We start from the raw sequence: 16,057 nt of genomic DNA on the forward strand, positions 1-16,057 counted from the left end.
CGATCCCCCAACTCGGCGAATATCCGTGCGTAAGCGGCGGACTACCTGCGGGGGTCGGCGATAACGACAAACATGGTTAGCCTGAGAGGCCAGTGAGAATCCTGCGGCAAACGAGGCTCGACGTCGCGAACCCAACGGCGGGTCCAGGTGCTCTCTACAGAGCTGCCGTGACGGCGACGAGGAGGAGGCCCGTGACACAACAGACCTGGGACGAGGTGGGCGGCCTGTTGCCGCACGACGAGTTCCGCGCCGCCAGCGAGGCCATCGTGGCCAACATCGAGCAGGTCATCGAGGGTAAGACCGCCACCGTGCGGCTGGCCCTGGCCGTTCTGCTCGCCGAGGGTCACCTCCTCATCGAAGACGTTCCCGGCGTCGGCAAGACCAAGCTGGCCAAGGCCCTGGCGCGGTCCATCGACTGCACGGTGCGCCGGATCCAGTTCACCCCCGACCTGCTGCCCAGCGATGTCACCGGCGTGAGCGTCTACAACCAGGAGACCCACGACTTCGAGTTCCGTCCGGGGGCCGTCTTCGCCAACCTGGTCGTCGGCGACGAGATCAACCGGGCGTCGCCGAAGACCCAGTCGGCGTTGCTGGAGTGCATGGAGGAACGGCAGGTCACCGTCGACGGCGTGACCTACCAGCTACAGACCCCGTTCATGGTCATCGCCACCCAGAACCCGATCGAGATGGAGGGGACGTACCCGCTGCCCGAGGCGCAGCGCGACCGGTTCACCGCCCGGATCGCGATGGGTTACCCCGACGCCGGCGCCGAACTGGCCATGCTGGACGGGCACGGCGGCACCGACCCGCTGAACGAGCTGCGGCCGGTCTCCGACGCGGACATCGTCCGGCAGCTCATCGCCACCGTCCGACAGGTGCACGTCGCGGACGCCGTCAAGCAGTACGCCATCGACCTGGTCACCGCCACCCGCGAGGCCCCCGACCTGCGCCTCGGCGCGTCCCCCCGGGCGACCCTGCAACTGCTGCGCACGGCCCGGGCGGTCGCCGCGCTGGAGGGCCGCGACTACGTCCTCCCCGACGACCTGCAGGTCCTGGCGGTGCCGGTGCTCGCGCACCGGATCATCCCGACGGCCGACGCGCAGCTCGCCCGACGCACCACCGACGCGATCGTCTCCGAGCTGGTGCACCGACTGCCGTTGCCGCACGACCGGCAACGCAGCCCCTACGACACCCGGCCCGCCACCGGCAACGGTCGCGCGCCCTACGAGCCGCGGAGGCCGTGACGTGCGTGCCGGGCTGCGCGGGTTGACCACCCGCGGGCGCTCGTTCCTCGCGGCCGCGATCGCGGCGGCGATCTCGGCCGTCATCCTGGGCGAGAAGGACCTGCTCCGGGTGGCCGTACTGCTGGCCATCCTGCCGCTACTGGCCGCCGCCTACGTGGGTCGCAGCCGCTACAAGCTGGCCTGCAACCGCTCGCTGGACCCGCACCGGGTCCCGGTCGGGGCCAACTCGCGGGTGGTGCTGCGCCTGCAGAACCTCTCCCGGCTGCCCACCGGCACCCTGTTACTGGAGGACCGGCTGCCCTACGCGCTGGGCAGTCGGCCACGGGTCGTGCTGGAGCGGCTCGGCGCGCACCAGGCCAGCTCCGTGGCGTACACGGTCCGTGCCGACGTGCGGGGCCGTTACGACGTGGGCCCGCTGGTGGTTCGGATGACCGACCCGTTCGGTCTCTGCGAGCTCACCCGGGCGTTTCCCAGCACCGACCACCTGACGGTCATCCCGCAGGTCACGCCTCTGCCGTCGGTCCGGCTCCCCGGAGAGTACGCGGGCAGCGGCGACAGCCGGGCGCGTTCGGTGGCGGTGCACGGCGAGGACGACGCGGCGACCCGGGAGTACCGCCGGGGCGACGACCTGCGCCGGGTGCACTGGAAGTCCACCGCCCGCACCGGCGAGCTGATGGTGCGCCGGGAGGAGCAGCCCTGGGAGAGTCGGGCCACGGTCGTCCTGGACACCCGCGCGTACGGCCACCGGGGCGACGGCCCGACGGCGAGTTTCGAGTGGGCGGTCTCCGCCGCCGCCAGCATCGCCGTGCACCTGCGGCAGGCCGGCTACAAGCTGCGCCTGGTCACCGGCTCGGGGGTCGACGTGGACGCCTCGGAGGGCGGCGGCGACGGTGTGCTGCTCGACCACCTGGCCGAGGTCCGTCTGGACCAGCGGGCCGACGTGACCGGGCTGGTGCAGCGGGTTCGGCAGCGCGCCGACGGTGGTCTGATCATCGGGCTGTTCGGCATGGTGAGCGTCGCCGAGGCCGAGTTGCTGGCCGGGCTGCGGGGCAACGGCGCGACGTGCGCCGGTTTCCTGTTGGACAGCTCCACCTGGCTGAGCCTCCCGGAGAAGGCCCGCGCCGAGGCGGAGCACGCGCACGGCGCGGCGGTGCTGGCCATGGTGCGCAGTGGCTGGCGGGTGATCGGCGTCGACCACGGCAGTCGACTGCCGGCGCTGTGGCCGCAGGCCGGCCGAGGATCTCAGGGCTTCGCCCTGCGCGCCGCGCTGGCCGAGACGGTCGCCGGCGGCGTGCGATGAACGGAAGGTTCCCCTCATGATCGCCAGCCGGAACACCGGCGCGGTGGCGGCCGCCGCGACACTGCTCGCCGCCGCGCCGCTGTCGGCCATCTTCCAGACCTGGACGTGGCTGATCCAGTGCGCGATCGCGGTAGCCGTGGTGGCCGGGGTCGCCGCGCTGACGCGGCTCGTCCGCGCACCGCTGTGGGGTCAGGTGCTCGGCATGCTGGCCGCCCTGTTGCTCGCGCTGACCTGGCTGTTCCCCAGCGGCAGCGAGCTGCTGACCTTCCTGCCCACGCCGGCCACGATCGAGCACTTCGCCGACCTGCTCGCCGGCTCGGCGCAGGACATGCGCTCGTACGGCGTCGAGGTTCCGGACACGGACCCGCTGCTGTTCATCACCGTGCTCGGCGTCGGTGGGGTGGCCGTGCTCGTGGACGTGCTGGCGGTGGGGCTGCGCCGGCCCGCGCTGGCCGGGCTGCCGATGCTCGCGATCTACTCGGTGCCGGTCGCCGTCTACGTGGACAGCGTCCCCCCGGCGCCGTTCGTGGTGGGCGCGGCCGGTTACCTGTGGCTGCTGGTCACCGACAACGTCGACCGGGTCCGTCGGTTCGGCCGGCGGTTCACCGGAGACGGTCGTGACGTCGACGTGTGGGAGGCGTCGCCGCTGGCCTCCGCCGGCCGTCGGCTCGCCGTGGTCGGCGTGGTGGTGGCCGTGGCGCTGCCACTGGCGGTGCCCGGCATGACCAGTGGGCTGCTCGACACGCTCTCCGGTGGCACGGGCAACGGCAGCGGCACCGGCCGGGGCGCGGGCGGTTCGTCCGGCCGGATCGACCTGTTCGCGTCGCTCGCCGGCCAGCTCAACCAGTCCGAGGTGGCCGACCTGGTGAAGGTGACCACCTCCGAGCCGAACCCGTTCTACCTGCGCTACGCGGTGGCCGACGAGCTGCGCCCGAGTGGTTTCCAGGCCCGCAACCCGAGTGGCCGGCCGGCCAACCGGGATCTGCCGGACCCGACCGAGCGGGCCGGCCAGGGAGTGCAGCAGGTCCGCTACCAGGCGACCGTCGAGGTCACCAAGAGCCTCAGCATGTCCCTCATGCCGGTGTACGCCGAGCCGGTGCGCACCGAGGACCTCAACAGCAACTGGCTGTACGACCCCAGCCAGCAGGTCGTCTTCTCCAACCGGGAGAACTCCCGGGGTCGCAAGTACTCCTTCGACTACGTCCGCTCGACGTACACGCCGGCGGCGCTGCGGGCCGCTCGGCCGCTGCCCGCCGACCATCCGGTCCGCCGCCAGCTCACCGCCACCCCCGGGCCGGTGCCCGAGGTGGAGGAGCTGGTCAAGGGGTTGACCCAGGGCAAGCGCACCGACTACGACCGCGTGCTCGCGATCTACCAGCACTTCTCGGCGGACAACGGGTTCAGCTACCGGCTCAGCACCGAGAGCGGCAGCAGCGGCCAGGACATCGTCAACTTCCTCACCAACAAGGTCGGCTACTGCCAGCAGTACGCCGCCGCCATGGCCTGGCTGGTCCGTTCGGCCGGCATCCCGGCCCGGGTCGCGTTCGGGTTCACCAATGGCAGCAAGCGCGACGGCGACACGTACACGCTGACCAACCTCAACCTGCACGCCTGGACCGAGGTCTTCTTCGACGGGATCGGCTGGGTGCCGTTCGACGCCACCCCGGCGTACGGCGTGCCCGGCTCCACCCGGTCGGCCTGGGCTCCGGACACTGACGCGCCCGAGCCGTCCAGTCCGGAGACGGGCGCCACGGACAGCCCGACCGGCCCGGACTCGTCGGCGGGGCCGGCCGGCCCGGACAACGCCGACCGCGACACCGACTCCGGGCTCTCCCTCGGCGGTGAGACGCCGGCCGAGCAGCCGCCGGTCTGGCCATGGTGGACGGCGGGCGTGCTGGCCCTGTTGGCGCTGCTGGCGGTGCCGGCGCTTCGTCGACTGGCGCTGCGTCGGCGGCGGGCCGGCCGGGCCGACGCCATGGTGGCCACCGCCGCCGCCGGGGACGACACCCCGTCGGCCGACGGCAAGCCGGTGATGGTGGTCGAGGCGGACGCCGGTCGCGCTCGCGCGGACGCGCACGCCGCCTGGGCGGAGCTGCTGGACACGATGGTCGACTTCAAGGTCCGGGTGGACCAGACCGAGACGCCCCGGGCGACCGCGGACCGGCTGGTCCGCGATGCCCTCGCCGACGACACGGCGGCGGTCGGAGCGGCGCGTCTGCTCGGCCGGGCGGAGGAGCGGGCCCGGTACGCGCGGAACCCGCTGACCGGCGAACCGCTACCGCCGGCGCTACGCGCGATCCGCAGCGCGCTCGCCACCCGGGCGGATCGACGGACCCGACTGGTCGCCACCGTGCTGCCGCCCTCGGTGCTGCTGCGCTGGCGGATCGCCCTGGCGGACGCCTCCGGCCGCCTGGTGGCGCTGACCGGGCGGATCCGCTACCGGCTGCTGCGCTGGAATCCGCGGCGGGTGCTGGCCGACCGAGCGGCCCGCTGACCGACGTCTGTCACGTTCGGGGCGACGGCCGGCGGCCGTCGCCCCGAATGTTTGATCGACTCCGGGTCGGCGATGTGGGCGGATCCGAGCCTCTGGAAACGCCCACATCGGCGACCTGGCCTGGATCTTCGCGCCCACCGAAGACGCGCGCGGAGAGCGGCGTGCACGCGCGGGAAGCGGCGGGCGCGCGCGGGAAGCGGCGGGCAGTCGGGGAGGGTGGCGGGGCGCACGGATACGACAGTGGTCGCCGGGGCGTTCCCGGCGACCCGCTCGTCGCGGTGTACGGCCCGCCTCAGCGGCGGGACGGGCTCAGCGGTGCCCCTCCGGGCGCTGCCGCCACCTGTCTTCCATCCGGTCCAGGATCGACCGGCGGCGACCGGACCGGCCACCGCGGGGACGACGACTCGTCGTGCCACCCACCACGTGCAGGTCAGGTGACTGCGCCCGCCGGTGCGACTGCACCGCGAACGCGGCCGACGCCAGCATGACGACAAAGCCCGCCACCGCCAGCGGTGGAGTCTTGATCACCGCGCCATAGACCAGTAGAGCCAAGCCAGCGATGATCACGCCGGCAGCGACGAGCAGGCGACGCCGCGCGTGGAAGCGCGGATCGCTGGCGCGCACGGCCGAGGCGAATTTGGGGTCCTCGGCAAGCGACCGCTCGATCTGCTCGAACAGCCGCTGCTCGTGCTCCGAGAGCGGCACGGCACTCCTCCCCGGTCACGTTGGTCGGGCCCACTCGGGCCGACAGACCGTGGCAGCCAACCGGCTGCTTACCCGCAAGTCTACGAGGGGGGTCGCGCGTCGGAAAGCGGGACGACCTACGGGTGGGGCGGATTTTCCTTTCGATGGGCGTCACGGTCCCCCATCAGACTGGCCGGACCTATGACGGACCGCCCGAATCGGGCAGCAGCGGCGTCCGCGGCAGCTTCCGCCTCCCGCCAACCGCGCTCGGGCGCGCCGAGGGTGAGCTGCCGGGGAGCGCTCTGCGCCGGGGCGAGCCCTTCCACCCGGACACCGACGAGCCGGATCCGCTCGCCCGGGTCCAGTGCGGTGTAGAGCGCCCAGACCGTGTCGAACATCTCGCGGGCGGTGTCGGTGGGCACGCCGAGGGTGCGGGAGCGGTTGACGGTGCGAAAGTCGGCCAGCCGCACCTTGAGGGTGACCGTGCGCCCGACCTGGCCGGAACCGCGCAACCGGACGCCGACCTTCGCGCTGAGCGCCAGCAGGGCGCGGCGGATCTCCACCGGGTCGGCCACGTCCGCGTCGAAGGTCACCTCGGCGCCGATCGACTTGTCGACGTGCTCGGGGGTGACCCGCCGCGGGTCACGCCCTGCGGCCAGCTCGTGCAGGTGCGCCGCGGACGCCGCACCCACCGCCCGGCGGAGCATGCCCAGCGGTGCCGCGGCGAGGTCGCCGACGGTGGCCAGGCCGAGCCGGCGCAGTGTCTCGGCAGCCCGCTCCCCCACGCCCCACAGCGCGTCCACCGGTAGCGGGTGCAGGAAGTCGAGGACCTGCCCCGGAGGCACGACCAACAGACCGTCGGGTTTGGCCCGGGTGGAGCCCAGCTTGGCCACGAACTTGCTGGGCGCCACCCCGACCGAGCAGGTCAGCCCCTGCTCGTCGACGACCCGGCGCCGGATCAGCCGGGCGATCGTCGCCGGGGAGCCGAACAGTCTGCGGGCACCGGTCACGTCGAGGAACGCCTCGTCGAGGGAGAGCGGCTCGACCAGCGGGGTGACGTCCCGGAAGATCTGCATGACCGCCCGGGACGCGGCCGTGTACGCGGTGAAGTCCGGGGGCAGGTAGACCGCGTGGGGGCAGCGGGCGCGGGCCTGGCTGGTCGGCATCGCGCTGCGGACCCCGTACCGGCGGGCCTCGTAGCTGGCCGAGCTGACCACGCCGCGCGGCCCCACCCCGCCGACGACGACCGGCCGGCCGCGCAGCTCGGGCCGACGGCGCACCTCGACGGCGGCGAAGAAGGCGTCCATGTCGACGTGCAGGATCGGGCTGGCGGAGTCGTCGGCGTCCGGCCCGAAGCGCGGATCGTCGCCCCGGGGCAACGATTGGCTGCGACCCATCCCGGCAGGCTAACCCGGGGGTACGACAGCACCACCGGCCGACCGGCCGGACCGCGCGCCGCTCAGCCCCGCACGACCAGCAGCGGCACGGTCAGCTCGGCGGCGGTGTCCGCCCCGTGGTACGCCACCAACTTCGACGCCATCGGCCGCTCGGTGCGGCTGGCCATGACGGCGTACGTGTCGTTGCAGGTCACCACCACGTCGCCGATCCGTTCCAGGTGCTCCTCCGGCACCGGCCCGAACCAGCCGGTGGCCACCATCTCCGCCCGGGTACGCACCCGCGCCGCGTCGCCGAGCACCGCCGACCAGGCGGCCACCACGTCGTCGACCGCGCCCGGCTCGACGTGCAGGTAGCGCACCCGGGCCTCGCCGGCGACCACCCGGACCCCGTCGCGCAGCCGTGGATCGGTGTCCAGGTCGAAGCGGTGCGTCAGGGGCACGTCGAGCTGCCCGTGGTCGGCGGTCACCAGCAGCGCGGCGTCCGGTGGCAACCCGTCGACCAGCCGGGCGAGCAGGTTGTCCACCTCGGCGGCGGCGACCCGCCAGGGCGCGGAGTCGAGTCCGCTGAGGTGCCCGTGCCGGTCCAGGTCGGCGTGGTAGCCGGAGACCAGGGTCGGCCCCGGGCCGGCGGACAACGCGGCCAGCATGGTGGCAGCCACCTCGTCGACGCCGGCGGCGCCCCGGAAGTCGCCGCCCCGGTTGGCGGCCAGGGTCAACCCGCTGCCGCCGAACTCCGGCCGGCTCACCACGCTCACCGCCACCCCGGCCGCGCGGGCCCGTTGGAGCTGCGTGGGCACCGGCTGCCAGCGCAGCGGCGACGGGTCGGCGGTCCAGTCGGTGTGGGTGAGCACCCGGTCGGTGCCGGGCACCCGCACGGTGAAGCCGAGCACCCCGTGCGCTCCGGGCGCGACGCCGGTGCCCAGCGTCACCAGGCTCGTCGGGGTGGTGGACGGGAAACCGGCGATGAGCGGCCGACCCACCGTCGCGGCCAGCCCGGCGAGGGTCGGCGCGTGCGGCGCGGCGGTCGGCACCTGGTACCAGCCGAGCCCGTCGACCAGCAGCACGGCGATCCGGCGTACCCCGGCCAGGGCGGGGGCCAGCCCGAGCGGGTCGGTCGACCCGGGCACGCCCAGCACGGCGAGCGCGCTGGGCAGCACGTCGGCGAGCCGGTCCCCGCTGTGCGCCGGGCCGAGGACGGCCAGCGGCGGCGGCCCACCGCCCGGCGCGACGGTCATGCCGGCCGGCGGGCGAACAGGTGCAGCTGGGCGGCCAGGTCCCGGTACGGAGACTGCGCGGCCAGCGCCAGTTCCAGCTCGACCAGGGCCGCGGACTGCCCGTCGGCGACCGCGGCCGGCAGCAGGTCGGCCAGTACGCGTACCCCGTGGATCTCCTCGACCGCCAGCCCGGCGGCGGTGAGCAGCGCGGCGGCGCCGGGGGCGTCGTAGCGGCGGCGCAGCGTGTCGCGCGGCCCGGCGGTGCCGGCCGGGTCGGCGGCCAGCGCCGCCGCGACCTCCAGATGGCCGTTCATGGCGCGGCCCAGCACGGCGGCGGCCCGCCCCGCGACCAGGACGCTCGCCGCGCCACCGGGGCGCAACGCGCTGGCCAGCGCGGCGACCACCGGAGTGGGGTCGTCGACGACCTCCAGGACGGCGTGGCAGAGCACCAGGTCGACGCTGGCCGGCTCGACCAGCCCGGCCAGGGCGTCGCCGTCGCCCTGCACGGCCACGATCCGGTCGGCGACCCCGGCCTCGGCGGCCCGACGGGTCAGCGCGGCCAGCGCGTCCGGGCTCGCGTCGACGACTGTGACCCGGTGCCCGGCGCGGGCCAGCGGGACGGCGAACCCGCCGGTGCCGCCGCCCACGTCCAGCACGGTCAGCTCGGCGGCGCCGCGCCGGTCCAGCTCGGCGCGGAGCACCGACCAGATCACGGCGGTACGGGGGGTCAGCGGCGGCCCGGCGAACCGGCCTCGGGTCTGCTCCACCCGGTCGAGCCTAGTGGTCAGGACTCGGTGCCCTCGACCGCGTCCTCGGCCCGGGACCGGCGCTCGTTGGCCACCGGACCGTTGGTCACCTCGTACTCGCGGGGGTCGGTGAGGTGCGACGGCATCCAGCCGGAGCCCAGCCGGGTCCGCCGGGCGTTGGCGATTCCGCCGCCGGTGTACGTGTGGTTCCCCATCACTTGTCATTCCCCCTCACGGATCACGGGCCGCTCTGCCCGCTCAGGACGAGTCTCCCGCCCGGCGACGCCGAAAACCGTAATGTGGATCACTGGATCAGCGGAAGTCACGGGACGCGGGGCTGACCGGCGGCTCGATCGCGTCCAGCCGGTCGGCGACCAGGTTGGTCACTCCCTCGTGCCGTTGCAGTCGCCCCCGGACCACCAGTGCGGCGCTGGTGCGGGCCACCCGCCGGTAACGCTGCCACAGCCCCGGTGAGCAGGTGACATTCAGCATCCCGGTCTCGTCCTCCAGGTTGAGGAAGGTCACCCCGCCGGCGGTCGCCGGGCGCTGCCGGTGGGTGACGATGCCGCCGACCCGGATCCGCTGGCCCGGCTCCACCCGACCGAGCCGGGCGATCGGCACCGCGCCGAGCACGTCGAGCTGCCCCCGGATGAACCGGGCCGGGTGGCTCTCCGGCGACAACCCGGTGGCCCACACGTCGGCGACCAGCCGGTCCACCGCCTCCATGCCGGGCAGCGTGGGCGCCGCCGCGCCGGTCACCGTGCCGGGCAGCCGGCCCGGTCGGTCCTGGGCCGCCGCGCCGGCGGCCCAGAGCGCCTCCCGCCGGGTCAGCCCGAAACAGGCGAAGGCGTCCGCGGTGGCCAGCGCCTCCAGCTGCGCGGCGGTGAGACCGACCCGCCGGGCCAGATCCGGCATGTCGCGGTACGCCCCGCCGGCCGCCCGCTCGGCCTCGATCCGCTCGGCCACCTCGGCGCCGAGGGTACGCACGCTGGACAGTCCGAGCCGGACGGCCGGGCCGCCCAGTCCCCAGGCGTGCGGCGGCTCCCCCGGCCCGCTGCCCCACCGGGTGTCCGGGGTGGACTCCAACACCGCCAGCGCCCCGCTGGCGTTGATGTCCGGGCGGCGGACCTCCACCCCGTGCCGGCGGGCGTCGTCGACCAGGGTCTGCGGGGAGTAGAAGCCCATCGGCTGGGCGTTGAGCAGCGCCGCCAGGAACGGCGCCGGGTGGTAGCGCTTGAGCCACGAGCTGGCGTACACCAGGTAGGCGAAGCTCATCGCGTGGCTCTCCGGGAAGCCGTAGCTGGCGAACGCGGTGAGCTTGCGGTAGACGTCGTCGGCCAGCTCGCCGGTGATGCCCCGCTCAGCCATCCCGGCGTAGAGCCGGTCGGCGATGCGGGTCATCCGCTCGACCGAGCGTTTCGCGCCCATCGCCCGGCGCAGCTGGTCGGCCTCGGCCGCGTCGAAACCGGCCAGGTCGATGGCGAGCTGCATCAACTGCTCCTGGAACAGCGGCACACCCAGGGTCTTCTCCAGCGCGTTGCGCATCAACGGGTGGGCGAAGGTCACCGGCTCCTGACCGTTCTTGCGCCGGATGAACGGGTGCACCGAACCGCCCTGGATCGGACCCGGTCGGATCAGCGCCACCTCGACCACCAGGTCGTAGAACTCGCGGGGCTTGAGTCGGGGCAGGGTGGCCATCTGGGCGCGACTCTCCACCTGGAACACCCCGACCGAGTCGGCACGGCAGAGCATGTCGTAGACCTCGGGGTCGTCCAGCGTCATGTCGCCGAGGTCGAGCCGGGACCCGATCATGTCGTAGCCGTAGTGCAGCGCGGAGAGCATGCCGAGGCCGAGCAGGTCGAACTTCACCAGGCCGACGGCGGCACAGTCGTCCTTGTCCCACTGGAGCACGCTGCGGCCGGGCATCCGCCCCCACTCCACCGGGCAGACCTCGATCACCGGACGGTCGCAGATCACCATGCCGCCGGAGTGGATGCCCAGGTGCCGGGGGAACGTCTGCAGCTCGTTGGCGTACTCCACCACCTGCTCCGGGATGCCCTCGACGTCGACCGTGGCGACCGAGCCCCACCTGTCGATCTGCTTGCTCCAGGCGTCCTGCTGACCGGGTGAGAAGCCGAACGCCTTGGCCACGTCCCGTACCGCCGACCGGGGCCGGTAGGAGATGACGTTGGCGACCTGGGCGGCGTGCTCCCGGCCGTAGCGGGTGTAGACGTGCTGGATCACCTCCTCCCGGCGGTCGGACTCGATGTCCACGTCGATGTCCGGCGGACCGTCCCGCTCCGGGGCGAGGAACCGCTCGAAGAGCAGCCGGTGCCGGACGGCGTCCACGTTGGTGATGCGCAGCGCGTAGCAGACCGCCGAGTTGGCCGCCGAGCCCCGACCTTGGCAGTAGATGTCCTGCTCGCGGCAGAACGTGACGATGTCGTAGACCACCAGGAAGTAGCCGGGGAAGCCCAGCTCCTCGATCATGTTCAGCTCGTGGTCGAGCTGCGCGTACGCCGTCGGGTGCGCCTGCGGCGGCCCGTAGCGCTCGTGTGCCCCGTCGGCGGTCAGCTTGCGCAGCCAGCTCATCTCGGTGTGCCCCGGCGGCACCGGGTACGCCGGCAGTTGCGGCGCGACCAGTTGCAGGTCGAAGGCCAGCTCGGCGCCGAACTCGGCGGCCCGCGCCACCGCGCCCGGGTACGCGGCGAACCGGGCCGCCATCTCCGCGCCGCTGCGCAGGTGGGCGGTGGCCGCCGCGGGCAGCCAGCCGTCGATCTCGTCGAGGCTGCGCCGGGCTCGGACGGCGGCGACAGTGGTGGCCAGCCGACGCCGACCGGGGCTGGCGTAGTGCACGTTGTTGCTGGCCACCGTCGGCAGCCCGGCCGCGGCGGCCAGCTCGGCGAGCGCGTCGTTGCGGTCGGCGTCGACGGGATGCCCGTGGTCGGTCAGCTCCACCGCCACCGTCTCCGCGCCGAACAGCGCGGTCAGCCGGTCCAGTTCGCGGGCCGCCGCGTCCACTCCCTCGGTGAGCAGCGCGCCCGGCACGTGCCCCTTGCGGCAGCCGGTCAGCACCAGCACGTGGTCGCGCAGCTCGGCGGCGACCTCCTCCAGGTCCCCGTAGATCGGGCGGCCCTTCTCCCCGCCGCGCAGTTGGGCACGGGCGATGGTGGTGGCCAGCCGGGCGTACCCCTCGTGGCCGTGCGCGAGCACCAGCAGGTGCGCGCCGTGCGGGTCGGGTTCGCCGTTCTGCGGGCCGGGCAGCCCGAGGGACAGCTCCGCGCCGAAGATGGTCGGCAGGCCCAGCGTGCGGGCCGCCTCGGCGAAGCGGACCACCCCGTAGAAGCCGTCGTGGTCGGTGACGGCGAGCGCGGTGAGCCCCAACCGGGCCGCCTCCTCGGCCAACTCCTCGGGATGGCTGGCGCCGTCGAGGAAGCTGAAGTTGGTGTGCGCGTGCAGCTCCGCGTAGGGCACCACACCGTCGGGGCGGGGCAGCTCCGGCGGCTGGTACTGCTCGCGCCGGCGACTCCAGGCCGGGGAGTCCCCACCGTCGGCGTCCACGGCGAGCGGGTCCACCACGTGCAGGTGCCGCTCCTCGCGCGACCGCCCGCCGCCGGAGCCGCCGCTGGCCCGGCCGGAGAGCACCCGCTCCAGCTCCGACCAGGGCATCTTCGGGTTGTGAAAGCTCATCCGGCCCCTCCGCCGGCTCGGACCGCGCCGCCCGCTCGGACCGCGCCGGCCGCTTCTGCCGGCCCGACGGCGGTGGCATGACCGACCAGCCGCCCGGCGGTGCGCGACCCCGCCAGCGGCAACAGCCACCGTGAGCGGTATGACTGTGAGTCATATTTATGACTCACAGTCATACCGCTCATCAGGACATCTGCCTCCCGGCCAACGCCGGTCATGGGCCAACCTGACTCAGTCATAGATCGCCTCCACCAGCCACTGCCCGGACTCCACAGCGAGCAGCAGAGCGGTGCCGTCGGCGAGGCTGACCTGGAACCGTGCCCGACGGCGAGCCTCGGCCGGCGCCCACCAGCGCTCGTCCACCGGCCACGGCCCGGCCCAGCCCACGATCTCCGCCGGTCGGCCGTCGCCGACCACCAGCCGGGCGGGAACAGCGCTCACCGCCAACCGCGCGCTGATCACCACCGGCTCGCCGGTGGCGTCGTGCACGGTCGCGGCGAGCGGGCTGGGCAGCACCACGGCGGGCGCGGGCGGCGGCAGCCGGCCCGGCCACGGCGGAACGCCCCCGCCGCGGTCAGCAGGCCGACCGGCACCACCGGCACGGTCACCGCCGGCACGGTCACCGCCGGGGGCCGGGTCGGCGCCGGCAACGGCCGGCGGGCCGGGCCGGGCGGGGAGCCGTTCGTCGCCCCACGGCACCAGGCGCACCTGGTCGGCCGGGGAACGCCCACCGCCGAGCACCGCCGTGACCACCGCTTCCGGGCCGAGGATGCCCTGCACCCGACTCAATGCCCGGTGCGCCCTCTCCCGCTCCTCGCCCGTCTCCCCCCAGAGGCCGGTCTGCAGGCCGGCCTGGGCGATCACCCCGTCCGGGATCAGCCGCAGCCGGATGATGCCGGCCGTCGGCCGGGCCGGTCGGGCACCGGCGCGGCCGTTGCTGCCGGAGAGCCAGCCATCGAGCTGCCAGCGCACCCGGTCGGCGATGGCGGCGGCGGTGAGCAGGCCGTCGTGCCGCCACACCCGGTGCAGCTCCTGCCCGTGCTCGGTGACCGCCTCGATGCCGAGCCGGGTGCAGGCCAGCCCGTGCCCGGCGAGCCGGTCGTGCAACTGCTCGGCCAGCGCGCGGGCGGCGAACGCCGCCGCGTCGACCCGGTCGATCGGCTCGTCGTACGCGGAGGTCACCGTCAGGTCGGTCGGCGGCTGCCGGACGGCGAGCGGGCGGTGATCCCGGCCGGCGGCCAGCCGGTGGGCCAGCGCGCCGTCGAACCCGAACCGGGCCAGCACGTCACCGGCCGGTAGCGCGGCGAAGTCGCCGAGGGTCCGCACCCCCAGCCGGCGCAGCAGATCGGCCAGTGCGGACCGACCGAGCGCCTCGACCGGCATCCCGGCCAGGAACGCCGGTGTTCCGCCCGGCGCCACCACCCGGCCGGCGCGGGCGGCCAACCCCGCGGCGAACACCCCGTCGGCGATGCCCACCTGGCTCTCCACCAGACAGGACTGGGCGACATGCTCGATGAGCCGCTCGGCGGCCGCCTCCTCACCGCCGAGGTAACGACTCGGGCCCCGGGCGGCGACCGCGCAGGCGCCCGGGCGGACCACCTCGACGCCGGCGACCAGTTCCTCCAGCGCGGCGACCACCGGCTCGAACGCCCGGGCGTCCCGGCCGGGGTCGTACTCCACGACGGTGAGCTGCGGGCAACGGCCCTGCGCCTCCCGCTTGCGCAGCCCTCGGCGCACGCCCTCGGCGCGGGCCCGCTCGGAGCAGGCGACCACCCGGTTGGCGTGCAACACGGCGACCGGACCGGTGGCCGGCACCCCGTCGACGATCTCGGCGGCGAGCACCGGCCAGTCCGGGCACCACAGCAGCAGGGTCCGGATCGGCGAGCCGGTCACCCCGACCCGACCAGGGCGAGCGGCACGGACGGACGGCCCACGGTCGACCGCACCGCCCGGGGAATGACCCGGGTGAGCTCGGCACCGGGAAGCCAGACCTTGATCTCCTTGGGGCGGGCGGCCGCTCCGCGCCCGCGCGCCGAGACGGTGACCTCCCGGCGACGCAGCCGCCCCCGGCCCTGGCCGAGCCCTTCCCAGACCCCACGGACCACCTGCAACGTCACGTCCGCGCCGTCCCACCGGCCGTACGGAACGAGCACGCTGCCGCGCTGCCGGGCCCGCGCGGCCAGCCGGGTGGCGACCGAGGCGGAGACCGCGGCGGGTACGGCGGTGACCACGACGTCCACCCCGTCGATCAACGCGGCGACCACTGTGGCCCACTCGGGGCCGGGATTCGGCACCAGGGCCAGCCGGTCCAGGGCGATGCCCAGCTCAGCTGCCGCACCCGCGCCGAACGTCGGCACTCCGACCACGGCACACCACGAACCGGCCCGGGACGCCTCGGCCAGCAGGGCCAGCACCAGCGAGGTGCCGCCACTGCGTCGGGGCTGACCAGCGACGACCGCGATCGTGCTGCCGCGGCGCAGGCCCCGGTTGGGCAGCAGGCCGGTCAGCTCGGGCGCCACCGGTAGCACCCGGTGGCCGCCGACCGGATCGGGTGCGCTCGCCGGGCGTACCAGATCGGCCAGTGCGGCGGAACCGACCACCATGCGGCCCGCCATTGGACCAACTCCCCCGTCGTTGCTGTGGAACAGATCAGGACCGACGCACCGTGACGCCGGCCGCCCGGCTTCCCTTCCAAGCGGCCGGCGTCACGGCGGGCTCAGGCGGCGAGGCCGTCCAGGGCCGGTTGGTGTGCCACGCCGAGCGCGGTCTCCACCACCGTGACGAACTGTTCGGCGGCGCGGAGCAGATCGTCTGCCTCCCGGGCGCTGACCACCCGGGGGATGCCGGCTTCGGCGGCGGCTCGTTTGCCGGCCCCGGCGGCGAAGAACCGGGCCCACTCGTCGAGCTCGGGGGCGACGGCGCAGAGCAGGACCCAGACGCTGGTGATCCGGTTGCGCCGGCTCGGGGCGGGCCGGGCCCGGGCGGCGAGCAGGGCGGCCGCCGCACGCAGCGCCGCCAGGTGGGCGGCCGCATAGCGCAGGCCGTCAGGTCGGGTCTGGCCGGCCTCGACCAGCCCACGGCGGGCCAGGGTGAGGAGCTGGGCAGGGGTGCGGTGCGGCAGCACGTGCGCCGGCACCGTCGGTGCCTGAGCCGGGTTGGTCGGCATGGACTGTCTCCTCCACATGGCCGGGGCGTCGGCCGGGGCAGTGGTGCCGCCGACGAGACGCCGAGGTCGGGTGGTGCGGAGGAAGACGCACCGGGGGTGGCCGGCCGGGTGTGGATGCTTCCCCA

General features: G+C 74.5%; 12 protein-coding genes. 3 read left to right on the forward strand and 9 right to left on the reverse strand.

The genetic code is table 11. The features are described from left to right. Positions 1-191: 191 nt before the first annotated feature. From ACFYPH_RS07730 to ACFYPH_RS07740, 3 genes are read left to right on the forward strand one after another with little or no spacing between them, the layout of a single operon-like run. Entirely contained in the window at positions 192-1,244 is a 1,053-nt protein-coding gene (locus ACFYPH_RS07730) for an AAA family ATPase (protein WP_387180028.1), read from the forward strand. 1 nt (position 1,245) lies between these two features. Beyond that, positions 1,246-2,544, forward strand: a complete 1,299-nt coding sequence (locus ACFYPH_RS07735; RefSeq protein WP_387180032.1) for a DUF58 domain-containing protein — start codon at positions 1,246-1,248, stop codon at positions 2,542-2,544. Positions 2,545-2,560: 16 nt separating this feature from the next. Further along, on the forward strand, positions 2,561-5,038 hold the full coding sequence (locus tag ACFYPH_RS07740) for a transglutaminaseTgpA domain-containing protein (protein ID WP_387180035.1): 2,478 nt from the start codon (positions 2,561-2,563) through the stop codon (positions 5,036-5,038). Positions 5,039-5,347: 309 nt separating this feature from the next. On the opposite strand, the gene ACFYPH_RS07745 is transcribed toward ACFYPH_RS07740, so the two are convergent. From ACFYPH_RS07745 to ACFYPH_RS07785, 9 genes are all read right to left on the reverse strand, one after another. Continuing rightward, positions 5,348-5,743, reverse strand: a complete 396-nt coding sequence (locus ACFYPH_RS07745; protein ID WP_234590673.1) for a DUF3040 domain-containing protein — start codon at positions 5,741-5,743, stop codon at positions 5,348-5,350. 116 nt (positions 5,744-5,859) lie between these two features. After that, complete coding sequence (locus tag ACFYPH_RS07750; RefSeq protein ID WP_354862382.1) at positions 5,860-7,119, reverse strand: DNA polymerase IV; 1,260 nt, start codon at positions 7,117-7,119, stop codon at positions 5,860-5,862. Positions 7,120-7,181: 62 nt separating this feature from the next. Then, a complete protein-coding gene (locus ACFYPH_RS07755) occupies positions 7,182-8,354 on the reverse strand; it encodes a nucleotide pyrophosphatase/phosphodiesterase family protein (RefSeq protein ID WP_354862380.1) in 1,173 nt (390 codons plus the stop codon). Further along, complete coding sequence (locus ACFYPH_RS07760; protein WP_354862385.1) at positions 8,351-9,121, reverse strand: methyltransferase domain-containing protein; 771 nt, start codon at positions 9,119-9,121, stop codon at positions 8,351-8,353. Before ACFYPH_RS07760 ends, ACFYPH_RS07755 begins: the two co-directional genes overlap by 4 nt. Beyond that, the gene (locus ACFYPH_RS07765) at positions 9,118-9,294 is read right to left on the reverse strand and encodes a hypothetical protein (protein ID WP_354862384.1); all 177 of its coding nucleotides are present in this window, start codon (positions 9,292-9,294) and stop codon (positions 9,118-9,120) included. Before ACFYPH_RS07765 ends, ACFYPH_RS07760 begins: the two co-directional genes overlap by 4 nt. A gap of 97 nt (positions 9,295-9,391) precedes the next feature. Further along, the gene (locus tag ACFYPH_RS07770) at positions 9,392-12,769 is read right to left on the reverse strand and encodes an error-prone DNA polymerase (protein WP_355066878.1); all 3,378 of its coding nucleotides are present in this window, start codon (positions 12,767-12,769) and stop codon (positions 9,392-9,394) included. Positions 12,770-12,997: 228 nt separating this feature from the next. Then, positions 12,998-14,659: a DNA polymerase Y family protein gene (locus tag ACFYPH_RS07775; RefSeq protein WP_355066879.1), complete on the reverse strand. Its 1,662-nt coding sequence runs from the start codon at positions 14,657-14,659 to the stop codon at positions 12,998-13,000. Further along, positions 14,656-15,381, reverse strand: a complete 726-nt coding sequence (locus tag ACFYPH_RS07780; RefSeq protein ID WP_355066880.1) for a hypothetical protein — start codon at positions 15,379-15,381, stop codon at positions 14,656-14,658. The genes ACFYPH_RS07775 and ACFYPH_RS07780 overlap by 4 nt, the downstream gene beginning before the upstream one ends. Before the next feature lie 101 nt (positions 15,382-15,482). Then, entirely contained in the window at positions 15,483-15,932 is a 450-nt protein-coding gene (locus ACFYPH_RS07785) for an SAV_6107 family HEPN domain-containing protein (protein ID WP_354862373.1), read from the reverse strand. Positions 15,933-16,057: the final 125 nt, after the last annotated feature.

The sequence above is a fragment of the Micromonospora sp. NPDC005252 genome (genome assembly GCF_042872475.1).
Lineage (GTDB): Bacteria > Actinomycetota > Actinomycetes > Mycobacteriales > Micromonosporaceae > Micromonospora.